At 72.9% G+C, this 24,092-nt stretch carries 16 protein-coding genes and 3 pseudogenes; 12 read left to right on the forward strand and 7 right to left on the reverse strand.

The genetic code is table 11. From position 1 onward, the window contains the following. Positions 1-130 precede the first annotated feature (130 nt). Entirely contained in the window at positions 131-2,371 is a 2,241-nt protein-coding gene (locus tag ACFWV2_RS05175) for an FG-GAP repeat domain-containing protein (RefSeq protein ID WP_384401850.1), read from the forward strand. 49 nt (positions 2,372-2,420) lie between these two features. Further along, positions 2,421-4,646 (forward strand): FG-GAP repeat domain-containing protein, encoded by a 2,226-nt coding sequence (locus ACFWV2_RS05180; protein ID WP_384401853.1) that lies wholly within the window; start codon positions 2,421-2,423, stop codon positions 4,644-4,646. On the opposite strand, the gene ACFWV2_RS05185 is transcribed toward ACFWV2_RS05180, so the two are convergent. After that, positions 4,633-5,052 carry an ATP-binding protein gene (locus tag ACFWV2_RS05185; protein ID WP_384401856.1) on the reverse strand — a complete coding sequence of 140 codons (420 nt, stop codon included), beginning with the start codon at positions 5,050-5,052 and terminating at the stop codon, positions 4,633-4,635. The genes ACFWV2_RS05180 and ACFWV2_RS05185 overlap by 14 nt on opposite strands. 91 nt (positions 5,053-5,143) lie before the next feature. Between ACFWV2_RS05185 and ACFWV2_RS05190 the strand changes: the two genes are divergently transcribed. From ACFWV2_RS05190 to ACFWV2_RS05210, 5 genes are all read left to right on the forward strand, one after another. Next, positions 5,144-6,007 (forward strand): helix-turn-helix domain-containing protein, encoded by an 864-nt coding sequence (locus ACFWV2_RS05190; protein WP_384402475.1) that lies wholly within the window; start codon positions 5,144-5,146, stop codon positions 6,005-6,007. Continuing rightward, positions 6,004-6,249: a DUF397 domain-containing protein gene (locus ACFWV2_RS05195; protein WP_384401859.1), complete on the forward strand. Its 246-nt coding sequence runs from the start codon at positions 6,004-6,006 to the stop codon at positions 6,247-6,249. The genes ACFWV2_RS05190 and ACFWV2_RS05195 overlap by 4 nt, the downstream gene beginning before the upstream one ends. Continuing rightward, a complete protein-coding gene (locus ACFWV2_RS05200; RefSeq protein WP_384401862.1) occupies positions 6,246-6,869 on the forward strand; it encodes an HAD family hydrolase in 624 nt (207 codons plus the stop codon). The genes ACFWV2_RS05195 and ACFWV2_RS05200 overlap by 4 nt, the downstream gene beginning before the upstream one ends. 195 nt (positions 6,870-7,064) lie before the next feature. Further along, the gene (locus ACFWV2_RS05205; RefSeq protein WP_384401865.1) at positions 7,065-9,065 is read left to right on the forward strand and encodes a protein kinase; all 2,001 of its coding nucleotides are present in this window, start codon (positions 7,065-7,067) and stop codon (positions 9,063-9,065) included. 168 nt (positions 9,066-9,233) lie between these two features. Further along, positions 9,234-10,457: a flavin-containing monooxygenase gene (locus ACFWV2_RS05210; protein WP_384401868.1), complete on the forward strand. Its 1,224-nt coding sequence runs from the start codon at positions 9,234-9,236 to the stop codon at positions 10,455-10,457. A gap of 61 nt (positions 10,458-10,518) precedes the next feature. Here ACFWV2_RS05210 and ACFWV2_RS05215 read toward each other — a convergent pair whose 3' ends face one another. Then, the gene (locus ACFWV2_RS05215; protein ID WP_384401870.1) at positions 10,519-12,225 is read right to left on the reverse strand and encodes a hypothetical protein; all 1,707 of its coding nucleotides are present in this window, start codon (positions 12,223-12,225) and stop codon (positions 10,519-10,521) included. Between the two features lie 313 nt (positions 12,226-12,538). Here ACFWV2_RS05215 and ACFWV2_RS05220 point away from each other — a divergent pair. The 3 genes and pseudogenes from ACFWV2_RS05220 to ACFWV2_RS05230 all read left to right on the forward strand — a co-directional run. Further along, positions 12,539-12,700: pseudogene (locus ACFWV2_RS05220) on the forward strand (enoyl-CoA hydratase/isomerase family protein); the annotation flags it as partial. Positions 12,701-12,924: 224 nt separating this feature from the next. Next, on the forward strand, positions 12,925-16,494 hold the full coding sequence (locus tag ACFWV2_RS05225) for a hypothetical protein (RefSeq protein WP_384401873.1): 3,570 nt from the start codon (positions 12,925-12,927) through the stop codon (positions 16,492-16,494). Between the two features lie 94 nt (positions 16,495-16,588). Then, positions 16,589-17,185: a flavin reductase family protein gene (locus ACFWV2_RS05230; protein ID WP_384402478.1), complete on the forward strand. Its 597-nt coding sequence runs from the start codon at positions 16,589-16,591 to the stop codon at positions 17,183-17,185. On the opposite strand, the gene ACFWV2_RS05235 is transcribed toward ACFWV2_RS05230, so the two are convergent. Further along, on the reverse strand, positions 17,182-18,492 hold the full coding sequence (locus ACFWV2_RS05235) for an MFS transporter (RefSeq protein WP_384401876.1): 1,311 nt from the start codon (positions 18,490-18,492) through the stop codon (positions 17,182-17,184). The genes ACFWV2_RS05230 and ACFWV2_RS05235 overlap by 4 nt on opposite strands. 153 nt (positions 18,493-18,645) lie before the next feature. Further along, positions 18,646-19,944, reverse strand: a complete 1,299-nt coding sequence (locus tag ACFWV2_RS05240) for an MFS transporter (protein WP_384402481.1) — start codon at positions 19,942-19,944, stop codon at positions 18,646-18,648. 58 nt (positions 19,945-20,002) lie between these two features. On the opposite strand from ACFWV2_RS05240, the gene ACFWV2_RS05245 reads away from it, so the two are divergent. Further along, positions 20,003-20,983, forward strand: a complete 981-nt coding sequence (locus ACFWV2_RS05245; RefSeq protein ID WP_384401879.1) for a GlxA family transcriptional regulator — start codon at positions 20,003-20,005, stop codon at positions 20,981-20,983. Here the strand turns inward: ACFWV2_RS05245 and ACFWV2_RS05250 are convergent. Next, entirely contained in the window at positions 20,944-22,161 is a 1,218-nt protein-coding gene (locus tag ACFWV2_RS05250; RefSeq protein ID WP_384401882.1) for an MFS transporter, read from the reverse strand. The two genes, ACFWV2_RS05245 and ACFWV2_RS05250, sit on opposite strands and share 40 nt — an antisense overlap. A gap of 65 nt (positions 22,162-22,226) precedes the next feature. On the opposite strand from ACFWV2_RS05250, the pseudogene ACFWV2_RS05255 reads away from it, so the two are divergent. Then, positions 22,227-22,349 (forward strand): annotated as a pseudogene (locus tag ACFWV2_RS05255) (cyclase family protein); the annotation flags it as partial. Positions 22,350-22,606: 257 nt separating this feature from the next. Here ACFWV2_RS05255 and ACFWV2_RS05260 read toward each other — a convergent pair. After that, positions 22,607-23,131, reverse strand: coding sequence for an ATP-binding protein (locus ACFWV2_RS05260; protein WP_384401885.1), 525 nt, complete (start codon positions 23,129-23,131; stop codon positions 22,607-22,609). Between the two features lie 567 nt (positions 23,132-23,698). Beyond that, a pseudogene (locus tag ACFWV2_RS05265) lies at positions 23,699-24,037 on the reverse strand (STAS domain-containing protein); the annotation flags it as partial. Positions 24,038-24,092: the final 55 nt, after the last annotated feature.

Below are 24,092 nucleotides of genomic sequence, written 5' to 3' on the forward strand. Positions count from 1 at the left end.
GGGGGTCTCGTCTAGCTGGGGGGGGGGCCTCGGGGGGGGGGGGCGGGCCGCGGTGGGGGGGCCCCGGGGGGGGTGGGGGGGGGGGCCACAAAACCCCCCCCCCCCCCACCTCTTGAGAGAGAGCCCTGCCTTGCCCCACGCACGTATGCCCCGCCGACGACTCGCCCTCGCCGTCACCGCCGCCCTCGCCGTCACGGTGGGCACCCTGACGGCCGTCCCCGCCGTCGCGGCGACCGGGGCCGTCGCGGCCGCGGAGCAGACGCAGGCACAGCAGACCGCGCTGACGCTACTGCCCGGCTCCCTGGTCCTCGGCAACGGCCCGTCCGGCTTCCTGACCCGCCGGACCGAGGGCACCCAGTACGCCTACGCCTGGACGCGGTACGCGGACGGCGTCACGACCACGCTGCCGGCCACCGCGCCCACCAGCAGGTACGCGGGGACCCTCGGGAGCGACCACGTCGTGAAGTCGGAAGGCGCCGTCCACACGCTGTACGACATGGCCACCGGCGCCGACCCGGTCGTGATCGACACCAGTTCCCTCGGCACGTCCGCCCAGTTCGTCAGGCTGGCCGGCACCACCCTCGTCATGCGCGTCACCCGACCCGACGGCCGCGCCGACGTCCATCTCGTCACCAAGGCGGCGGGCGCCCTCGTGGACCGCGTGGTGACCGGGCTCCCCGCCGACGCCTCGGTCCGCCGCTACGAGATGAGCACGCCCGACACCCTCGCCCTCCTGTACACCGGCACGGTGGACGGCGTGACGGGGAGCCGCGTGGCCCTCGTCAACGTCGCCACCGCCACGATCGTCGAGGACCGCGCCGCCCCCGGCGCCGGTCTGAGCGGAGACGTCAGCGTGTCGGCCACACATCTGGCGTGGGCCGAGAAGTCCTCGTCCGACAGCTCCGCGACCCTCGCGGTGGCCCGCCGGGGCCAGCCCGAGGTCCAGCGCATCCCGCTCGGAACCGGGACGATGGTCACCGAACTGATGGGCGACTGGGTCACGTACGCGGTGGCCGGCGGGACCACGGCCTCCGTGCCCAACCCCCTCCACGCCCTGACGGCCCGCTCACTGGCCGACGGGCGGACGGTCAAGCTCATCGACACCGTGGACAGCGCCCCCCGCGCCGAGGCCGACGGCAGCCTCCTCGTCCAGGGCGGCACGGTCGAGCACGGCCAGGGCCTCTACCGGATCGCCCCCGGCGCCGACGGCACCCCGACCGCCACCCTCGTGGCGGGCACCGGCCTGCCGATCGTGCTCCAGCTGACGGGCCAGACGGTCCCCGACACCTTCGACTTCCGTACGAGCGACGGCGACGGCTACCTGACGTGGCAGTTCGCCGCACACACCGGCGCCAAGGTGGCGGTCGAACTGACCCACACCGCGACCGGCAAGCAGTGGACCAGCACGGCCACCGTGAACAGCGCCGGACGCGGCCTCGCGTACTGGACGGGCCTGTTCGACGACCACACCACCGCCACCAACGGCGCGTACACCTGGAAGATGACGGCGACGCCGACCAACGGCATCGGCGCCCCCGTCGAGCGGTCCGGCACGCTCACGGTCGACAGCGGGCAGGCCCCGCACGGCTTCTCGGACACCGGCTCCCCCGACCTGATCGTCCGTGAGGGCAGCTTCCTGTTCGTCTACGACGGCCGCCAGGCCCTCCAGCACGGCGCCCAGACCGAGCTGAAGGAGACGATCATCGGGGCGGGCTGGGACGCGTACGACCAGATCGTCACGCCCGGGAACGTCGCCGGCGCCCGGTACGCGGACCTCGTCGCCCGCGACAAGAACGGTGCGCTCTGGCTCCACACGGGCACCGGCAAGACGGCCTTCTCCGAGCGGACGAAGATCGGTGGCGGCTGGCAGATCTACAACAAACTCACCGCCGGCGGCGACCTCGACGGCGACGCCCGCCCCGACCTCGTCGCCACGGACACGGCCGGCGACCTGTGGCTCTACAAGGGCACCGGCTCCGCCACCGCGCCCTTCGCGCCGCGCGTCAAGATCGGCAACGGCTGGGGCATCTACAACAAGATCGTCGCCACCGGCAACATCGGCGGCGGCACGGCCGGCGACCTCGTCGCCCGCGACACCGCGGGCGACCTCTGGCTCTACCTCGGCAACGGCGACGGCACCTTCGCCGCCCGCACCCGAATCGGCGGCGGCTGGAACACGTACGACGAGATCATCGCCATCGGCGACGCCGACCGCGACGGCCGCCCGGACCTCCTCGCCAACGGCCCGGACGGCAGGAACGACGAGCTCGCCCTGTACTCGGGCACCGGCGACTGGAAGGTGCCCTTCGCCGCCCGGTCCTGGCTCTATGCCGCGCCGCCGCTGACCGGCTCGCAAAAGACCCTGTTCTGATCCCGACCTGATCCCCCCTCTCCTCGAACTCCCAGGAACGAGCGCGACCTTGATCCACGCACGTACGCCCCGACGGCGGCTCGCCGCATCGATCACCGTCGCGCTCGCCGTCACGGCCGGCGCCCTCATGGCGGGCCCGGCCGTGGCGCCAGCGGCCGCGGAGCAGGCGCAGACACAGCAGGCCGCGCCGACGCTGCCGCCCGGCTCCTTGGTCATCGGCAACGGCCCGTCGGGATTCCTGAGCCGCGGGAGCGAGGGCAGCCAGTACGTCCACCGCTGGACGCGGTACGCGGACGGCGTCACGACCACCCTGCCCGCGGGCACGTACGCGGGCAGCGTCGGGTCGGACATGATCGTGAAGTCCGAGGGGGCCGTCCACAAGCTGTACGACATGGCGACGGGCGCCGAGCCCGTCGTGATCGACACCGGCTCCCTCGGCGCCACCGCCACCTTCCACAGGCTGGCCGGCAGCACCCTGGTGATGTCGACCAAGAGAGCCGGCGGCGCCGACCTGCACCTCCTCGGCAAGCCGGCGGGCACGCTCGTGGAGCGCAAGGTTTCCGGCCTGGCCTCGGACGCCACCTTCCACTGGGTCAACATGACGTCACCCGACACCGTCATCCTCCTGTACTCGGGGACGGTGGGCGGGGTGTCCGGCATCCGCGTGGCCCTGGTGGACACCGCCACCGCGACGGTCGTGGAGGACCGCGCCATGCCGAGGGCCCAGACCTACTTCGACGTCACCGTGACCGCCGGCCACCTCGCCTGGGCCGAACGGGACTCCTCGACGGGTGCCCTCACCCTGGCCGTGGCGCGACGCGGCGAGCCCGACGTCACACGGACTCCCCTCGGCTCCGGATCCGAGCCCGGGTCCCGGCTCGTGCTCGAGTCGGCGGGAGGCGAGTGGGTGACCTACGGCGTGACCGGTGCGGCCACGGCCTCCGGCCCCAACCCCCTCCACTCGCTCACCGCCCGCTCGCTGAAGGACGGCCGGACGGTCAAGCTCCTCGACACCGTCCACACCCTGCGCGGTGGCGCTCGCGGCGAGCAGCTCGCGCAGGGCGGCACGCTCGAACACGGCGAGGGCGTCTTCCGGATCGCCCCCGGAGCCGACGGCACCCCGGCCGCCACGTTCGTGGCGACCACCGGCGTACCCCTCAGGCTCGACGTCGTGGAACAACGGGTGCCCTCGACCGTCGACTTCAGCAGCGGCGACGCGGACATGTGGTGGACGCTCAACCGCACCTCCCGCCTGACGTCGTACGTCGAACTGACCCACACCGCCTCCGGGAAGCGCTGGGCCTCGTACTCCGACGGGGAATCACGGCTCGCCTCAGCCACCTGGAAGGGCCTGTTCCGCGACTACACCGCCGCCTACAACGGCGCGTACACCTGGCGGCTGACCGTGAAGGCCACCAACGGCATCAGCCCCGGCGTCGTGCGGACCGGCACACTCACGGTCGCGAGCAAGCCACACCCGCACGACTTCTCCGACAGCGGCTCCCCGGACCTTCTGCTCCGGAGCGGCGGCAGCCTCCTCGCCGTCGACGGCCGCCGTGCCCTGCACTTCGGCCACTACTCGAACCCGTTGGAGAAGACGGTCATCGGCACCGGCTGGGACGCGTACGACCAGATCGTCACCCCCGGGAACGTCGCGGGTACCCGATACCCCGATGTCGTCGCCCGCGACAGGACCGGCGCCCTCTGGCTCCACACGGGCACCGGCAAGACGGCCTTCGCACCGCGCACCAAGATCAGCGGCGGCTGGCAGATCTACAACAAGCTCACCGGCGGCAGCGACCTCGACGGCGACACCCGCCCCGACCTCGTCGCCACCGACAAAGCCGGCGACCTGTGGCTCTACAAGGGCACCGGCTCCGCCACCGCGCCCTTCGCGCCGCGCGTCAAGATCGGCAACGGCTGGGGCATCTACAACAAGATCGTCGCCACCGGCAACATGGGCGGCGGCACGGCCGGCGACCTCGTCGCCCGTGACACCGCAGGCGTCCTCTGGCTCTACCTCGGCACTGGTAACGGCACCTTCGCCCCGCGCACCAGGATCGGCGGCGGCTGGGACCGGTACGCCGAGATCGTCGGAATCGGTGACGCCAACCGCGACGGCCGCCCCGACGTGGTGGTCAACGGGCGCTCGGGCGGCACGTACGACAGCCTCGCCCTCTACGGGGGCACCGGCGACTGGAAGGTCCCGTTCACGGGCCGCGTCGGCGTCTACACCCCGTACGACCTGACCAGGATGCCGTTCACCCTCTTCTGACCGACGCCGTCGGGACGGTCGCCCAGACCGTCTTGCCGACGCACCGGTCCTTCACGCCCCACGCCGTCGCGAGGGCGGCCACGAGCAGCAGCCCGTAGCCGCCCTCGTCCGGCTCCCGTGCCGGTGAGGGTCTCCGCTCCCCGCGTGCGTCGGACAGCTCGATCCGTACGTGGTCGTCGCCGCGCTCCATCCGCACCTCGAAGTCCCGGCCGGGCACCCGCCCATGCAGGGCCGCGTTGTTGGCGAGCTCGGCGACGACCAACTCGGCCGCCTCGGCGGCGGAGCCGGTCACGCCCCAGTCGTGGAGCTGCTGCACGGCGAGCAGCCGGGCCAGGCGTGCGCCCCGGCGCGTGGCCGAGAGCCGGAGCGTGAACTCACTGGTCGGGGTGATGGGTTCGGACTTCATGCCCCAGAGCCTGCTGGGTGCGACCTACCCTGAACAGCAGCGACGCGACGACGCTGAGTCACTGTGCGGGTGCGCCAAGAAGGCGGTACGGATGTCGGGGAACGTGGAGGAGAGGCCGGAACGGCCCTCCGAGGTGGACGGTACGGCGCACCTGTTTCGTGCGCTCGGGAAGATCATCAAGGTGCTGCGGAAGAACGCGGGCCTGAGCCAGGCGGAGCTGGCGGAGATCACGCATTGCGGCGAGGACCTGATCTCGGCGATGGAGCGGGGTGTACGGACACCCCAGCCGGACTTTCTGATCCGGGCGGACCCCGTGCTGAACGCGGGGGGCGTGCTGATCGCGGCGGTGGACGACGTCCGGGAGGCGCTGGCGAAGGTACGGGTGAGGCATCCGGACTGGTTCCGGAGCTTCGCGGGGGCGGAAGCGGAGGCGGTGGCCTTGCACTATTACGAAGTGCAGGCGGTGCCGGGCTTGCTGCAGACGGAGGCGTATGCCCGAGCCGTGATGCGCCACCGGCGGCCCGTCTGGGACGAGCAGACGATCGAGAAGTGGGTGGCCGACCGCCTGGCCCGTCAGTCGGTTTTCGACAAGTGGCCGCCGACGACGATCAGCTTCGTCCTGGAAGAGGCCATCCTGCGCCGCCCCACCGGCGGGCGGAGCGTCCATCGTGAACAGCTCCGTCGCATCATGGAGATCGCCAGTCGACGGACGGTCCACCTCCAGGTAATGCCGCTCAGTTGGGAGGAACACCCCTCGCTCGACGGTGCGTTCACGCTCCTCACGCCCAAGGGGCGACGGGAGGTCGCGTACACCGAAATCTACGGGCATCCCCGGCTGATCACCGACCCGGAAGAAGTACGCACGTACACCGAGCGCTATGGGATCATCCGGGCGCAGGCACTCACGCCCCAAGAGCCCCTGGAGTTGATCGAGAAGATGCTGGGAGAGCTATGAGCACCGTGGAACTGGCCTGGTTCAAGAGCAGCTACAGCAGCGGTGAGGGCGGCAACTGCATCGAAGTCGCCTATGACTGGCGGAAGTCCAGCTACAGCAGCGGCGAGGGCGGCAACTGCGTCGAGGTAGCCGCTCACCCCACCACCATCCACGTCCGCGACTCAAAGAACCCCGACGGCCCCCAGCTCGCCGTCTCCCCGACGGCATGGGCCGCTTTCGTGGACGTAGCATCGGGCGCATGACCAGCGGAAAGTTCGTTCTCTTCGACGTCGACGGCACCCTCATCGACGCCGTCGCCAACCAGCGGCGCGTCTGGCACGAGTGGGCCGCGCGGTACGGGCTCGACGGGGACGACGTGTACGCCGTCGCGCTGCGGACGCGGCCCGTGGAGACGTTCGCGGCCGTCGTGCCGGGCGCGGACCCGGACGAGTGCATCGCCCTCCTGCACGCGCTGGAGGACGAGGACGTCCGTACGGGTACGTACGCGGCCTTCGAAGGCGCGGTCGAGCTGCTGACCGCCCTGCCCGCCGACCGGTGGGCGCTGGTCACGTCGAACTACGAGCACCGGGTCCGGGGCCGGTTCGGGCGGACCGGGTTGCCGATGCCCGCGCTCGTCATCGACGCGGCCTCGGTGGCGGAAGGCAAGCCGTCGCCCGTCCCGTACCTGACGGCCGCCGAGAAACTGGGCGCGGACCCGGCGGAGTGTCTGGTGATCGAGGACGCGCCGTCGGGGGTCCGTTCGGGCCTGGCGGCCGGGATGACCGTCTGGACGGTCAACACCCCGGCCGCACACCCCGGGGAGCACCGCCACTTCCCGACCTTGGCGGAGGCGGCGCCGCACATCCTGGCGGAATTGGGGTAGGGCCGGTCTGGGTGACCGTGCCCGCACCAGCACCGCGCTCCTCGGAGGGCCTGCCCTCCCAGGTCAGCCGGCGGTGGAAGGTTCCGGCGCTGTACCACGCCTTCGCGTCCGGGGCGGTCGGAACCCAACCGCGGTTACGTCAAGCAAACTTGACCGCCATTCAGATCATCAGCCCCCTCAGCTACTGTGTGGCCCATGCAGGGGGAACCGGAAAACAACTCCAGTCCGGACGGTCTGAGCGGCAGCGGGGCCACCCCGCTCGAAGCGGGGGATCCTCGTCAGATCGGGGCGTTCAGGCTTCTCGGTGTGCTCGGATCCGGCGGTATGGGGCGGGTCTATCTCGGCGCCGTACCCGGCAAGTTCGCCGCGGTGAAGCGGGTCCTTCCCGTCCTCGCCGAGGACACGGACTTCCTGAACCACTTCGGGCACGAGCTCGACAACCTCGCCCGGCTGCCCGCCGGCGCCAACACCAGGCTCCTCGCCAGTGACCGCACGGCGAAGCCGCCCTGGTTCGCGACCGAGTTCATCCCCGGGATCACCCTCAACGAGGCCATCCGGCTGAACGGCGGCCCCCTGCCCGGCGAGGCCCTCTGGCGTCTCCTCCGCGACGCGGCCGCCGGGCTGCGTGTCGTCCACGGCGCCGACATGGTGCACCGCGACCTCAAGCCGTCCAACGTCATGCTCACCTCCTCCGGCCTCTCCCTCATCGACTTCGGCGTCGCCCGCGCCGCCGACCAGAGCCGCCTGACCAAGACCGGCATGGTCATCGGCACACCCGCCTACATGGCTCCCGAGCAGGCCGTCGCCGACCGGACGCTGACCGGCGCCGCCGACGTCTTCGCCCTCGCCAGCCTCCTCCTCTACGCCGCCAACGGCCGTCCCCCCTTCGGTGACGGCTCCGGGCCCGGCCTGCTCTACCGCGTCGTCCACGGCGAACCCGACTTCGGGCGCCTCGCCGAGACCGAGCCCGAGCTCGCGGAGCTCGTACAGAAGTGTTTCGCCAAGGACCCGGCGGACCGGCCGACCGCCGACGAACTCGTCGGGCTCGCCGGGGAACGCGCGGCGGGCGTTGTGTGGCCGGCGGCCGTCACCGAGCGGATCGACGAGCGGGCGACGTTCGCCGCCGGGGCTCCCACGGCCGAGCAGCTCGCCGAACTGGAGCGGACCGAGCCGGCCCAGGACGTGGCGACGACCCCCCTCACCCCGCAGGGCGACCGGGAGCCCGCGACCGCCTCGCCCGACCCCCTGGCCGTCACCGGAAAGGCCGGGCCCCGCAAGCCGCAGGGGCGCCGCAACCGGTTCGTCATGCTCGCCGTGCCCGTCGTCGTGGCGACCGGCACCACCCTGACCGTCGCCCTCGGCCCGTACGAGATAGGTCGCCTCGGCGCGGGCCCGGGGGCGTCCTCCGCGCCTCCGTCGACCGTGGCCTCGCAGCCGGCGGGCGTCCCTTCCTCGATCACGCCGGGCTCGCCGTCCGCGAAGTCCCCGGGTGCCACGCCCCCGGGTGCGAAGACGCCGTCGGCCAAGCCCCCGGGGGCCTCCCCCGGAGCCTCGCTCCCGCCCCTGCCCCCGCCCGCCGACAGCGGCGGTGGTGGCGGCGGTGGTGGTGGGGGTGACGTGGGCGGTACCGGAACCGTGCCTGGTGGCGGTGCCGGATCCGGCAGCGGGTCCGGAAGTGGCTCCGGCAGTGGGTCGGGAAGCGGCTCCGGTGGCGGAACGACCACCCGTCCCGCTCCCCGGCCGACGACCCAGAAGCCCGCGCCCCCGCCGTCCACCGGCGGTGCGGCGCCCTCGGGGACGTACTCCCTGCAGAACAGCTCCAACGGTCACTGTCTGGCGGAGAACGATGCCGGCTACGCCATCCTCGTCAACACGTACGAGTGCGGTTCCAAGCCCACCAACGGCGGCTACCTCGCCTACTCCTGGACCTACTCCCCCGCCGGGAACGGCACCTTCCGCCTGATCAGCAAGATCTCCGGCAAGTGCCTCCAGCCGTCGAGCTCCACCGTCACCGTCGCCGCCTGCAACGGCTCCGACGTCCAGTCCTGGAAGATCGGCACCTCGACGTCCTCCGGGCGGACCATCAAGAACGTGAACAGCGGCTACTGCCTGATCACCGGACCACCGTTCGTGATGACGTACACCTGCAACTCCGGTGACCGCGCCCATCTGTGGCGGAACATCCCAGCCCTCTGACAGCGGACGGAAGACCGGGACCGTCACCTCGCCGGAACGCGACCTCCAGCTCCCTCCCGATCCGGGGGCCGTCCTCGCTCCGGTGGATCGGCGTACGTGACCGATTCGCAACCGAAACCCCTCCCGGTCGAGACCCACTACGTGTACACGTCATTACGCTCAGCATTCATGGTCACCACCCCCCAGCAACCCTCCACCCACCCCGTGTACGTCATCGGCGCCGGTCCCGGCGGGCTCGCCGTCGCCGCCGCCCTGCGCGCGCGTGGCGTCCACCGGGTCGTCGTCCTGGAGAAGTCCGACGCCGTCGGCGCCTCCTGGCGCTCCCACTACGACCGGCTGCGGCTGCACACCACGCGGCGGCTCTCCGCCCTCCCCGGGCTGCGGATACCCCGTTCGTCCGGACGCTGGGTCGCCCGCGCGGACGTGGTGCGCTACCTGGAGAGGTACGCCGAGGAGCACGAGCTGGAGATCGTGACGGGCGTCGAGGTCTTCCGCGTCGAGCGGGCCGGTGCCGAGTGGATCCTCCACGCGACCGGCGGGCGGCGGCTGGTCGCGGGCGCGGTGGTCGTGGCCACGGGCTACAACCACACCCCGCACGTTCCCGATTGGCCCGGCCGTGACGCGTACGCGGGCGAGCTGAGCCATGCCCGCACCTACCGCAACCCGCAGCCGTACGCCGGGAAGGACGTCCTCGTCGTCGGCGTCGGCAACACCGGCGCCGAGATCGCCGCCGATCTCGCCGAGGGCGGCGCGAAGCGGGTACGGCTCGCGGTCCGGACCGTGCCGCACATCGTGCGCCGCACGACGGCCGGCTGGCCCGCCCAGCGCACCGGCATCCTGATCCGGCGCCTGCCGGTGCCCCTCGTCGACCGTCTCGGCCGCGTGCTCGCCCGGGTCGCGACGCCCGACCTCACGGCGTACGGCCTGCCCCGGCCCGACACGGGTGTGGCCACCCGCCAGCGCGAAGGCGCGGTCCCGGTGCAGGACGTGGGCCTGATCGACGCGATACGGGCCGGGAAGGTGGAGGTCGTCGCCGCCGTCGAGTCCTTCGAGGGCGACGAGGTGGTCCTCGCGGACGGGTCCCGCATCACCCCGGACGCCGTCATCGCCGCCACCGGCTACCGGCGGGCCCTCGAACCGCTGCTCGGGCACCTGGAAGGCGTCCTCGACGAGCGCGGACGCCCGGTGACGCACGGCCCGCGCAGCCCGCGCGAGGCGCCCGGCCTGTACTTCACGGGGTTCACGAACCCGATCAGCGGGATGCTCCGGGAGCTGGCGGTCGACGCGGAGAAGATCGCGCGGCGGGTGGCAAGGGCCGAACGAGCGGCGGCGAAATCGACGGCGAAATCGGGGGCCGCGTCAGGGTCGGGCGCGAAGTCGAGCACGAGATGACGACGGCGCCCCGCCCCCCAGGGGAGTGGGGCGGGGCGCCTGCTGATCCCGGGGGACGGGATCAGAACATGGAGAGGCCGTTCCAGCCCCAACCGCTCTTCACGCGCGTCTTCAGACCACCCGTGCCGTCCCCGTCGTACCGCCACAGCACACCAGCGCTGTCGCGGGCGAGGACGTCGGAGATCCCGTCGCCGGTGAGGTCGCCGACACCGGTCAGGGTGTAGCTCGACCAGCCCCAGCCGATCTTGTGGCGGCCACCCCGCTCGTAGCGGTAGAGGTCGCCGTTCGGGGCCACGCCGAGGTAGTTCTGGTAGCCGGACGCCGTGAACGCCCCGACGCCCGTCAGGCGGTAGCCGTTGTAGCCGTAACCGGCCTTCTGGCGGGCCTCAAGGCCTCCGCGACCGTCGCCCGCGTACTGCCAGAGGTTGCCCGAGGGGTCGATGGCCAGGACGTCCGGGTAGCCGTCGCCCGTCAGGTCGCCGACGCCGGTGAGCTTGAGGTCCTTCCAGCCACCGGTACCGATCCTCACCTTGCTCTCGAAACCGAACGTGTACCCGTCGAGCCGCCAGAGGTCGCCTGCGGCGTCCTGGACGAGCGCGTCGGGCCAGCCGCCCCTGTAGGGGAAAGCGTCGCCGTTGAGGTCGCCGACGGCGGTGAAGCGGTATCCCTTCCATCCCCAGTCACGCCTGATGCCGGCCTCTAGGGTGCCCGTGCCGGTGCCCTTGTAGGTCAGGACGTCGCCGGCGTGGTTCATGGCGAGGAGGTCGGCCTTTCCGTCGCCGGTGTAGTCGTGGCGGAAGGTGCCGTGGGGGCTCCAGCCGAACGGATTGGCCCAGGAGACCTGGTGGGCGCGCGTGCCGGGCGAGAGGACCGCGGGGGTGCTTCCGGGCACGGTGGCGCTGATGACGCGGGCTTCGCCGAGAGAGCCGCCGGAGTACGCGAGCTGGGAGCCCTCAGGGGACCAGTCGAGGAACGTGGCGTCCCCCTCGGCCAGGGTCTGCTCGCTGCTGCCGTCCAGGGCGCGGACCTTGACCGAGTCGCCGCTGTCGCCGGAGGCCGCGAAAGCGATCCGGTCGCCCTTCGGCGAGAACGCCGGGTACTGGCCCCGGGTGACCGGCTTCGGGTCGCCGCCCACGCGCGGGTCCCAGACGTGGATGACGCCGTCGCGGACGAAGGCGACGCGCCCGTCCCAGGCCACGTCGGCCTGGCTGTCCCGGGCGCCGTCCGGCGCGGGGAAGGCGGGGGCGAGACCGGGACCGTCGAGCTTGAGCCGCATGATCCGCGTCTCGGAGCCCGACCCGTTCGCGAAGCCCAGGTAGAGGGCCCTGCCATCGGAAGCCCAGTCGAGCGCGTCGAGCTTGCCGTCGGGCAAGTCGACGTCCATGAAGACGGAGCGCGCTTCGCTGCCGTCGGCGTAGGCGATCCAGACGTCGCCGAAGCCGCCCTCGTTGTTGATGAAGGCCATGCGCGTGCCGTCGGGCGAGAGGGCGACGTCGCCGATGTCGGCCCTGGGCAGGCCCACGCCGACGGGCACGATCTCACGCCGGTCGGTGCCGCTGGGGTGGGCGCTGACGATGGTCCTCATGCCGACGCCGTCGACGTTCTTGGACTCGGTGAAGACCACGCGGGGCTTCGGCGCGCCCTCGGCCGCCTGGGCCGGTGCCGTCGTGACCGCGGTGAGCGCGGCGGAGGACGCGAGCACGGCGAGCGCGGTGGCGAGGGCGCGGCGGCGGTCACGCGAGCCGGTGGTGCGGGTGGTGCTGTTCAAGGGGCCTCCTCGGACGGGGTCACAGGACTCCGTCGATTCGTGTCGTCCGAGGGGTGGGACAACCGGGTGACCCGAATGGTTGTGCAGAGGTCCGACGGACCGGTGGGTCACCGGTCGGAGTCCCGGCGGGGCCACCGGACCCCGATCGACACTTCCCGCTCCCCACTCATTTCTGACTGACCGTCAGTTCGGTGATTTGACTGGGCGTCGACTGTATACGGAGCGCACAGCGGGCGCCCGCTGACGTCCTGGTCGCCGAGGGCGGCGGTGACGCCGTGCACGACGACCGGGGCGCCTCGACGCAGGCGACCACGCGGGCGCGGACCTGCGGGGTGCGCCCGCGGCCGGTGCGGACCGGGTCGCGGGGGACGTGGCCCGGATGATCCGGCTGGGCGCGCAGCGGTTCGTCGGAGCGGTCATGGACTGCGAGAAGCCGGTGATCGCGACGGTGAACGGGACGGCGGCGGGATCGGGGCCGAGGGGGTGGCGAGCTTCGTGGAGCGGCGGGAGGCACGGTACGAGGGTCGGTAGCGGGGGCCTGCTCACCTGGGCCTTATGGTGTGCAGCGCATATGTCTGCCACTGCCGCTCCGGGGGGAACGGAATGCCCAACTCCGCGCGCTCGCGCAAAAAATCCCGAAGATCCGGAAGGCCCCTCCTTCTGGTTCCCGCCCTGCTGACGGCTCTGCTCAGCCCGCTGGTGCCGACGGGAACGGCGCTGGCGGTGACGCCGACGGTCCCGTCGACGGTCCCGTCGAGTGCCGCACCGGAACCGGCACTCGCACCGGAGCCCGCACCGGAACCGGAACTCGCCGCGACCGAGCCCGCGCCCGAGCCCTCCGCCACGACGGGCCCGACGCCGCAGCCGACGCCGACTCAGGACCCGACGCCGAACCCGACGCCGACGGCACCCACCGCCGCCCCCTGCCCCGCCCTGCCGCTCGCCCCGCTCGGCGGCCCCGGCGACGCGGTCGGACGCGTGGCGCTGGAGCCGAGCGGCACCGCCTGTTTCACGTTGACCGTGGAGAAGCCGGGCCTGCACCGGGTGCTCCTTGAGGGGCGACGCCCGTCCGTCACCCTCTCCTCCGGTGGGACGCCGGTCACGTGCGCCGTGGACTCCGGTCCCTGCGAGCTGGCCGCCGGCACGTACACACTGGGCCTCACCCTCGCCTCCTATCTGGCCGGCGGTGAGGCACGTGTCGCCGTCGTCCCGCTGATGGCGGGCCCCGGCTGCTCGGAGCCCATCAGTACCGACTTCGGCGCGGCCCCGGCGACGGGCACCTCCTCCGGCGAACTCGGCATCATCTGCCACGCGTTCACGGCCGCGCCGGGCGAGCTGATCAACACGCGCCTTCGCCCGGGTGCGTCCGCCAACATCCACGCATGGGTCACCGACGACACGGGCAAGCACCTCTGCAGCGTCGGCTTCGACTGCGTGCTGCCCCCCGGAGTAGGCGGCTACCGGGTCCTCGCGCACCTCAGCCCCTCGGGCGGCACCTACGCCGTCCCGTACACCCTGACGGTCCGGCAGCTCTCCCACCCGGTGGGCTGCGCGGTCGTGGGAGTGAACGCCTACGGCACGGCGCCGACGCAGCTGTCGCCCCCGGCCGAGTGCAAGGCGTTCACGCCGGCCACGACCGGCACGTACCAGGTGCAGGCCGTGACGGCGTCCGGCGCCGGGACCGCTCTCACGATGTACGCGCCGAGCGGACGGATCTGCGAGTACACGAACGGCTGCCCGCTGACCGCGGGCGTCACCTACACCCTGGTCACCGGCAGCACCGTACGGATCCTCGACCCGCGGTCGACGGACGGCTGCACGAACGACGTCGAGCTCGGGCACGCCCACCGGGGCGGCTTCTCCGCCGTCGGCGAGGTCGACTGCCTGAACCTGCCGGTACCGCGCGGCGCTCACCTGGCCGTCCTGAACGGAGACGTGCCGGGCGGGCCCGATACGGACCCGGACGTCACGCTCCTCGACGCGACCGGCGCCTCCCAGTGCGCCGGGGCGTCGGAGTACGTCCTGAGCACCTGCGTCCTCGGCGGAACCGCCCCGTACCGCGCGATCGTCAGGAACAGCACCAGCGACCCCGCCACCGGGGCCTACGCCCTCGCCTTCCACCGCACGGACGCGGCGAGCGGCTGCCGCACCTTTCAGGCCGGTGACTTCACCGCCACCTCCGCCCGGATGAGCGTGACGACCGGTGCGGACGCCTTCTCGGACTGCCTGACCATTCCGGCGGACGCGCACTCCGGGCGCGAACTGATCGACCTGCGGAACGTCTCCGGCGGCCCGGCGGGCTCGCTCAGCCTCTTCGACCAGAACGGCGCGCGGACCTGCTTCGACCCCGACGCCCCCGCCGACGTGCCCCAGGACGCCTGCGCCCTGACGCCCGGACTCACGTACACGGCCCTCGTCCACGGCGTGGACGCCCCCGCCGAATTCAGCCTCACGCGGCGGGATGTCACGGCCACCGCGCGTGGTTGCGTCGAGACCCCTGCCACGGCCGTCGGCCGTCCGTCCGCCGCCGGAGTCGCGGCGGCACCCGGCACCTTCGTGTGCCACCGGGTGACCACCCTCGACGCCCGGGACGTCCTGCACCTGGACTTCCGCGACGCCTCGTACCTCTCGGCCTGGCCGGTCGGCGTGTACAGGACGAACGGCTCGAAGGGCTGCGGCGACCTGTTCCCCGGCTGCGCGATCACCGGATCCACTCACTACCAGGCCGTCGTCGAGGTCCGGGACGGCACGAGCGCCGCGCCCGCCTACCGTGTCGACGCCCTGCGCATCGCCACGGCCGCCGGGCCCGCGCCCGAATGCGTCAAGGTCGCGAACGTCAGCTACGGCTTCGGACCTCTCGTCGCCACGCTGTCCGAGCAGAAGACCGCGGTCTGCGCCGCGCTGCCCACCGGCAACTTCGACCGCTTCGTGATGAGCCAGACTCCCGCCACGACCCTTCCGCAGACGCCGACTCCCCGGCTGTACGACCTGGCGAACCGCCAGGACGGCTGCGCCCGGCGGAGCAGCTCGTACTACGAGTGCGAGGTACCGCGGCGCGAGGACGACTGGTACCTGACGGCCCGGCCGACGGTCCTCGTGATCGGGATGCCTTCGGCGCCGGCGCAGTCCGCCGTGGCGCTGCAGGCGTCGTTCTCCTGCCGGCTGTCACTGTGCGGTACCGAGAAGCAGACCGTCGGCACCGTCACCCCCGGCACCGTCGGCGCCGGAAAGATCACGATGAAGGTCACCGGCACCGCACTGCACGAGAAGACCGCGGTGGAGGTCGTCGGCGGCACCTACCGTGCCCGGTCGACGACGGTCTCCGTCACGCCCGACCGCCGGAGCATGGACGTCTCGCTCGACCTGACGAGCGCGCCGCGCACCACGCTGAGCCTGACCGTGCTCACGCACGACGGCACGAAGTACGCGCGCGGCACCGTCACCGTCGTCGCCGCCCTCCGCGCCACCGTCGCCCCGTCCGTCACCGGCACCGCCGTCGTCGGCGGCACGGTGACGGCGAAGGCGGGGACCTGGACGCCGGTGCCGGACTCGTACGCGTACCAGTGGCGGGCGAACGGTGTCGCCATCGCCGGGGCCACGGCCGCCGCGTACACGGTCCCTGCCACGCTGCAGGGCAAGCAGCTGTCGGTGGCCGTGACCGCGCGGAAGGCCGGACATCCCGTCGTCACCGCGGCGACGGCCGCCGTGGTGGTGAAGGGCGTCGCACCCAAGCCGACCAAGGTGCCCTACTTCACCGGCGCCACCCGCGTCGGCGGCAAGCTGACGGCCGTGGTCGGCACCTGGTCGCCCGCGCCGACCTCGTACGCCTACCAGTGGCGGGCGAACGGCGTGGCGATCTCGGGCGCGACGGGGGCCACGTACGTCCCCGTCGCCGTGGTCCTCGGCAAGAAGCTGACGGTGACCGTGACGGCTCACCGCACCGGGCACCTGAGCGGGGGGTACACGACCGCCGGGTACACCGTCGCCACGGGCCTCGCGCCGAAGGCGACGGCGGCGCCGTACGTCACGGGCACGGTCCGGGTGGGGTGGACGCTGACCCTGAACCGGGGGACGTGGACGCCGGCGCCGACCTCGTACACGTACCAGTGGTACGCGAACGGGCGGGCGATCACCGGGGCGACGAGGACCACGTTCACGCCGACGAGCGCGCAGCGCGGTCTGCGGATCACCGTGAAGGTGACGGCCCAGCGGACCGGTCACTACTCCGGGGTCGCGTGGACGCCGTCCACGGTGGCGGTCGTCGGCTGACCCAGCGTTTCACGGCAGCCCCCGGGGCGGCGGTTCGCAGACCGCCCCCCGGGGCTTCCTGTCCGACGACCAGTCAACTGCAATACCTGACGTGATGGGACACGCGGGGATGGCGGCCACCGCCGTCCGACACCTGAGAGCGGCCGGTTCGCCGACGGCCGTGGAACCACTCCCCCGGCCGGTACTGCGCGCGGTACGGGAGGACGAGCGACCACCCGTCGATCGGGCCGCGTTCCGGCGCGTCCTCGGCCACTTCGCGAGCGGCGTCACGATCGTGACCGCCCTCGACGCGCCCGGCCCGACGGGCTTCGCCTGCCAGTCCTTCGCCTCGCTCTCCCTCGACCCGCCCCTGGTGGCCTTCATGGTCGCCCGCACGTCGACGACCTGGCCCCGGATCGCGGCGGCCGGCACCTTCTGCGTCAACGTCCTCGGCGCCGACCAGGGCGAACTGTGCCGGTCGTTCGCGGTGAGCGGCGCGGACAAGTTCGCGGGCGTGGACTGGACCCCGACCCCGGAGACCGGCTCCCCCCGCCTGCCGGGCGGGCCGGCCTGGATCGACTGCACGATCACCACCGTCCACGCGGGCGGCGACCACCTGATCGTGGTGGAGCGGGTCGAATGCCTCGGCACGACGGAGGACAGCGATCCGCTGCTCCTCCACCGGGGGCGGTTCGGGCGGTTCAGCTCCTAGCTTCCGGTCAGGGAGAGCCCCTGCGTCCGGGGGCGCCTGATCACCAGCGCCATCAGCGCCGCCGCCGCGCACAGCGCACCCGACGCGTACCAGACGACGTCGTACGAGCCGAAGACGTCTCGGGCCACGCCCCCCGCGAAGGCGACGACCGCCGCGCCCACCTGGTGGGAGGCGAGGACCCAGCCGAAGACGATCGCCGAGTCCTCGCCGTAGTGCTCGCGGCACAGGGCGATCGTCGGCGGGACCGTGGCCACCCAGTCCAGGCCGTAGAAGACGATGAAGAACAGCATCGGCGGGTGCACGGAGGGCGCGAGCAGCATCGGCAGGAAGAGGAGCGAGACGCCGCGGAGCGCGTAGTAGACGGCGAGCAGCCGCCGCGCGGAGAAGCGGTCGGTGAACCAGCCGGAGGCGATCGTGCCGACGACGTCGAAGACGCCGATCACCGCGAGGAGCCCGGCCGCCGCGGTGACGGGCATCCCGTGGTCGTGGGCGGCGGGCACGAAGTGCGTCTTGACGAGGCCGTTCGTGGAGGCGCCGCAGATCGCGAAGGTCCCGGCGAGGAGCCAGAAGGGCCCGGTGCGCGCCGCCTTGGACAGGACGGTGACCGCGCGGCGGGCCGCGCCCGGGACGGGGGCGGGCTTCTCGGCGTACTCCCCGCCGTACGGGGCGAGTCCGACGTCCGCCGGGTGGTCGCGGAGCAGCAGCCACACGAAGGGGACGACCGCGAGGGCGGCGAGGGACACCGTCACGGCGGCGGGCCGCCAGTCGTGGTGCTCGACCAGCCAGGAGAGCAGGGGCAGGAAGATCAGCTGTCCCGAGGCGCCGGCCGCGGTGAGGACGCCGGTCACCAGGCCCCGGCGGCCGACGAACCAGCGGTTGGTGACGGTCGCGGCGAACGCGAGGGCCATCGAGCCGCTGCCGAGCCCGACGAGGACGCCCCAGTAGAGGACGAGTTGCCAGGCGGCCGTCATCCCAACGGTGAGGAGCGAGCCGACGGAGATGATCGTCAGGGCGACGGCGACGACCCTGCGGATGCCGAAGCGGTCCATGAGGGCGGCGGCGAAGGGGGCCGTCAGGCCGTAGAGGGCCAGGTTCACCGAGACGGCGAAGCCGATGGTGCCCCGCGACCAGTCGAACTCCTGGTGCAGCGGCTCGATCAGCAGGCCGGGGAGGGAGGCGAAGGCCGCGGCGCCGATGATGGTGACGAAGGTGACCGCCGCGACGAACCAGGCGCGGTGGATCCGGGGGGTGAGGGGACCGGCCGGGCCTTCGGGCGTACGGGCGGGCGTCTCGGTTGTCTGGGCCATGCCACTGAGCCTTCCGTCTCCCCCACGTCCCGGCCATTGGCCCGGATGACAGGTTTGCAAAGGATCGGGACACCGCCCCTCGCGGACCGACCGACCGCCCGGACGCGATCCGGACACCGTCGCCACGCGGTCGGAACCCGTCGCCGACCGTCTTCACCCGGTCGGGACACCCGGCCGACCCGCCGTCTCCGCCCGCGGCAGCGTTCTGATCGGGCGTACCGCCAGGAGCGCCGCCACCACGAGCACCGCGATCCCCGCGCCCGCCGTCAGCACTGCCTCCGTGCCGACGGCCGCCGCCACCGGCCCCGACAGGGTGCGGCCGACGCCCATCATCAGGAGCGAGCCGGCCACGTCGTACGCGTGCATCCGGTTCAGGTCCTCCTGCGGTACGTGCGTCTGGACGGCCGTCGACCACATCACCAGCCAGAACGCGAAGGCCGCCCCGCCGGTGAACTGGCCCGCGCCGAGCAGGGCCACCGGTGCGCCGAGGCCCAGCAGGGCGAGGTTCACGGGAAGGCCGAGGAGCGCGACGGCGCCCGCCGCGAGGGGTGCGCGCGGGCGCAGCCGGAGGGCGAGCAGGCCTCCGGCGGCGCTGCCTGCGCCGTTGACGGCCATGAGCACGCCGTACGTGGCGGAGCCGTGGTCCGCGGTGACCAGGCTCGCGGTGAGCGGCACCATGGGTCCGGCGACGGTCAGCCCGTACACCGTCCAGATGCAGATGACTCCCCAGAGCCAGCTTCGGGCCTTGAACTCACGCCAGCCGCCGCGGAGTTCGGCTCTGAGCGTGTCGCGCCGCAGGGAGTCGGAGGGGAGGCGCGGGATACGCATGAGGGTGAGGCAGAGGGCGCTGACCGCGAACGTGACGCCGTTGACGGCGAAGGCGGCGCCCGCGCTCCACACGGCGACGAGCAGTCCGGCGGCGGCCGGGCCCGCCATGGTCATGAGGGCCTCGACGACCCGCAGGACGGCGTTGGCGCGCTGTACGTCGGGGGCGATGCGCGGGACGGTGGAGGCGACTCCCGGCTGGAAGAGGGCGGCGCCCATGCCCGCGGCGACGGAGAGCACGTACACCGCCCACAGCGGCGGGCTGCCGAGGGTGAAGGAGACGGCGAGGACGGCGGCGCCCGGCAGGCGCAGCAGATCGGCGAGGATCATCATGCGGCGGGCGGTGAACCGGTCGGCGAGGACGCCGCCGAAGAGGACGAAGAGCGCGAACGCGGCCGTCCAGCCGCCGAGCGCGTAGCCGACGGCGGAGCCGGGGTGGCCGGCACCGAGGAGTCCGGCGGCGAAGGCGACGGGAACCATGCCCTCGCCGAAGACGGCGACGCCCCGCGCGACGAAGAAGAGCCGGAACTCGCGGTTCCAGAGGGCGGGTGGCGCGGTGCGCGGCGTCACCGGGGCGGGAATCCGTTCGGGGGCCTCAGACTTGTACGTGTTGTCCGTCACGGACAGTCGGCCTATCACCCGCGTGGTCTGGACCACCAGTGAATTTCCGGAGGGAGCACCGCCCGTGCCCACGCCCCACCGCGTCGTCGTTCTCGCGCTGCCCGGTCTCCTGCCCTTCGAGCTGGGCATCCCGCACCGCATCTTCGGCCGCGCGCGCGACTCCGAGGGCCGGTTGCTGTACGAGATCGTCACCTGCGCCCCGGTCGCCGGGCCCGTGCAGACCGACGCCGACTTCTCCGTGTACGTCGAGCACGGCCCGGAGGCGCTCGGCACCGCCGACACCGTCGTCGTGCCCGCCTCGTACGAACTCGGCCCCGTCTACGACGAGGGCAGGCTCACCGACGAGCTGGCGGCCGCGCTCGGCCACGTGCGGCCCGGGACGCGGCTCGTCTCCATCTGCACCGGCGGGTACGTGCTCGCCGCCGCCGGTCTCCTCGACGGGCGTCCGGCCACCACCCACTGGTCCTCAGCCGAGCACTTCCAGCGCCTCTTCCCGCGGGTACGGGTCGACGCGGACGTCCTGTTCGTCGACGACGGCGACGTCCTGACCTCGGCGGGCGTGGCCGCCGGGATCGACCTGTGCCTGCACATCGTGCGCCGCGACCACGGCACGGCCGTCGCCAACGACGTCGCCCGCAGGACGGTCGTGCCGCCGCACCGGGACGGCGGCCAGGCCCAGTACATCGAGCGGCCCGTGCCGGAGCCCGGCACCCACACCACGACGGCCGCGCGCGCGTGGGCGCTCGCCCACCTCCACGAGCCGATCCAGCTGAGGGACCTGGCCGGGAAGGAGGCGATGAGCGTACGGACGTTCACCCGCCGCTTCCGTGACGAGGTCGGCATCAGCCCGGGCCAGTGGCTCACCCAGCAGCGGGTCGAGCGCGCCCGGTACCTGCTGGAGTCCACCGGCCTGCCCGTCGACCGGGTCGCGCGGGACGCGGGCTTCGGCACGGCGCAGTCGCTGCGGACGCACCTGATGAGCGCGATCGGGGTGACCCCGACGTCCTACCGCCGCACCTTCCGCCCCGGTGCGACCACGTCCTGACCGGTGGGGGCGGGGGCGCGGGTCATCCGCCGTTCCCCCACCGCTCCGATCGCCGTGAGCAGCACGGTGAGGCCGACGCCGTAGAGGATCGCCGTCGACGGGGCGACCACCTTGAGCAGGCCGCCCGCGAGGGTCCCGCTGGCGGCGTAACCCGCGCCGACCGCCGCGTACATGACCGAGTAACCGGCGGCGAGCATGGACGGCGGGAGGATCTCCCGCAGGGCCAGGTTCCGGCTGAGCATGGCGGGGGCCATGAGGAGACCGGACGCGGCGAGGGTGATCGCGATGCCGGCCGTCCAGGGCAGGACGGCGACGAGGGCGACCCCGGTGGACACGCCGAGGACCAGGACGACGGCCTGGACCGGCAGCGGTCCGGGCCAGCGGCCGCCCCGCAGGCCGTACACGAAGGCGCCGACGGCCGATCCGATCGAGAACCCGGCGAGCAGGGGCCCCGCCCAGCCGATACCGATCCCGCGCTGTTCCAGCAGGGCGGGCAGGATCAGTTCGGCGAGTGCGAGCAGGGTCAGGGCGCCGGCCCCGAGGACGTAGACGGGCCAGGCCCGCAGCAACGCCCGCCGCGACGCTGCCCCCTTCTCCTGCGGCTCGGCCGCCCACCCGACGGGCAGCAGCCACAGACCGGCCACCGAGAGGCCCATCAGGACTCCCTGGACGAGCAGCGGTACGGCGGGGTCGACGCCGAGCGCCAGGCCGGTGGCGAGCGCGGGCGCGGCCGCCCAGATCGCGAACACCAGCACCGACTCCATGCTCATGGCCTGGGTGACGGCCCGTTCCGGGACGAGGCTGGTGAGCAGGGCGCGCAGCCCGCCGGGCACGGCGCCGGGTCCGGCGCCGGCGAGCAGCGCGAGGGCGGCGAGGACGACGGGGTGGGCGCCGGGCAGGAGGCCGAGCCCGACGAACCCGACGGCGCCCACCGCGAGTCCGGCGGCGAGCTGGGGCCGGGCCCGCTCGGCGTTCATGCGCATGCCGAGGACAGGGGCGGCGATGATCTCGCCGAGCACGTACGCGGCGGCGAGCGCGGCTCCGAGCGAGTAGCCGCCCGGTCTTTCCCGGACGAGGAACACGAGCGCGAGCGGTGCCATCGCGACCGGCAGCCGGCCGGCGACGGTGACGACGGACCACACGAGGACGGGGCGGATGGCGAGCTCGCGGTAGGACATGCCAGGACCGTAACGGCCGTACACCCCTGGGGCCCAGCCCGTTTTTACGCCCGCGGTCAGAACGGGATCCGGAATCTCTGTCCACAGCCTGTGCACAAGAACGGCGGTACGCGTTCCTGCTCTCCGCGACGCCCGAGCCGTTCGTCGGCGCCACGGGCGCACCGGTGGCCCCGGTCGCCGTCCTCTGACGCCGAGACGTGAAGACGTGAAGACGCCAGGAGGCGGACACGAGGACGTGAACACACGGAGGTTCACGGGCGGCGGCGCGCTCGCGCGCGCCCCGAGCACGGCACGGCCGCCGCCACCCGGGCACGACCCGCACACGCCGAGGGCACACGGCCCTCGGCTCCCCTCGCCACGAATCGCTCACCCCAGGGTGGGCAAAACGTCATGAAACGTCAACAGTGCACCCGGCCGGGGGACACGGGGCCGCCCGGCGCCGACGTCAGGCCGGAGTCAGCGTCCCGCCCGGAGTCACGACATCCCCCGGAGTCACCGTCACCCCCGGAGTCACCCCATCCCCCGGAGTCACCGCCACCCCCGGAACAGGCACCGGCACCGGCACCGGCGAAGGCGCGGCCGGAGCCGGGTCGACCTCGCACCAGATGCTCTTGCCGACCCCCTCGGGCTGCCAGCCCCACCGGTCCGCGAGGCCGTCCACCAGCTCCAGGCCGCGCCCGTTGGTGGCGTCGCCCTCCGCGTGCCGGGGCCGTGGCGGGCGTTCACTCGCGTCGGCCACCTCGACCCGCACCCCGCCCTCCGCCGCGAACAGCATCCGCAGCACGGCCGGGCAGCCCGTGTGCACCACGGCGTTGGTCACGAGCTCGGAGATGATCAGCACCAGCGTCTCGGCCAGCGGCTCGTCATCCCGTATGCCCGAGCCGGCGAGCCGTGACCGGGCCCACCTCCGGGCTCGCCCCACCTCTGCCGGGTCCGGCCCGACCTCCAACTGCACCTGAAGCACCTGCACCGCTCACACCATCCGAACCGGCGGACACACCTTCACGGAACGTGATTCCCTTACGGGACAGCATGGTTGACGTACAGTCACCGCAACAAGCGCTTCGGGCATATTCCAGCGCGAAGGAGTACGCATGGTCCATACTGTGCGACGCACTCTGCGGGTAGTCGAACGCCGGGCGCGAGCGGCGGGCATTCCCGGAGCCGGAGTCACCTCGGGGGCGACACCGCGACGTTCGGGGCCGACGAGCACGCGCATCCCACGGAGCGTACCGGAGCCGGAGGCCGACTCCGGGCCGTGACGACCCCGCCGAAGGACACAACCCGATATCGACGTTCCGTGACCTGATGGGCGCGGAACGCCACAGGGCGGCGGCCGCCGTCTCCTCGGCCCCGCCGGCCCTCCCGGCGATCCCCCGCATCGAGACGCCGCGGAACACGCTCCCGCACAGGCTCAGGGAGAGATCCGGTCCGTCGCGATGAGGTCCGCCCTGGTGACGCTCACCGCGCCGGTGTCCGCCTCGTCGCCGCCCGGCCCGGCGAGCGGGCCGTCCACGGGCACGGGGTCCGTGCCGGTGAGCGCCGCCGCCCCGTCCTCGTACACCTCGAAGAGGCGGCGGACGCCGAGCGCGGCGAGCACCCGGCCGACGTGACCCTCCCGGTCCTCGGGCAGGACGAGCCGGAGCCGGCCCCCGCACGAACGCAACAGCCGACGGGCCGCGATCAGCATGCCCACACCGCTGGAGTCGCAGAACCGGACGGCGGACAGGTCGAGCACCAGGTCGTGACGGCCACCCGCGACCACGTCGTGGACGCGGCGACGTATGCGGGGGGAGGTGATCAGGTCCAGTTCGCCCCGGACGCGGAACAGCGTCCAGGAGCCGTGCTCGTCCTCGTCGACCTCGATCGTCGTCACGGGCGTCGCCTGCCCCACCCCCCACCTCCGAAACCACCGCGTCGAAGGATGACGC

Source organism: Streptomyces sp. NPDC058671, from assembly GCF_042716475.1.
Lineage (GTDB): Bacteria > Actinomycetota > Actinomycetes > Streptomycetales > Streptomycetaceae > Streptomyces.

Coding starts and splice junctions, on each gene's coding strand:
- ACFWV2_RS05185 (WP_384401856.1), bottom strand. CDS start 5,052: ATGAAGTCCGAACCCATCACCCCGACCAGTGAGTTCACGCTCCGGCTC.
- ACFWV2_RS05190 (WP_384402475.1), top strand. CDS start 5,144: ATGTCGGGGAACGTGGAGGAGAGGCCGGAACGGCCCTCCGAGGTGGAC.
- ACFWV2_RS05210 (WP_384401868.1), top strand. CDS start 9,234: ATGGTCACCACCCCCCAGCAACCCTCCACCCACCCCGTGTACGTCATC.
- ACFWV2_RS05195 (WP_384401859.1), top strand. CDS start 6,004: ATGAGCACCGTGGAACTGGCCTGGTTCAAGAGCAGCTACAGCAGCGGT.
- ACFWV2_RS05250 (WP_384401882.1), bottom strand. CDS start 22,161: ATGTCCTACCGCGAGCTCGCCATCCGCCCCGTCCTCGTGTGGTCCGTC.
- ACFWV2_RS05200 (WP_384401862.1), top strand. CDS start 6,246: ATGACCAGCGGAAAGTTCGTTCTCTTCGACGTCGACGGCACCCTCATC.
- ACFWV2_RS05230 (WP_384402478.1), top strand. CDS start 16,589: ATGGGACACGCGGGGATGGCGGCCACCGCCGTCCGACACCTGAGAGCG.
- ACFWV2_RS05205 (WP_384401865.1), top strand. CDS start 7,065: ATGCAGGGGGAACCGGAAAACAACTCCAGTCCGGACGGTCTGAGCGGC.
- ACFWV2_RS05235 (WP_384401876.1), bottom strand. CDS start 18,492: ATGGCCCAGACAACCGAGACGCCCGCCCGTACGCCCGAAGGCCCGGCC.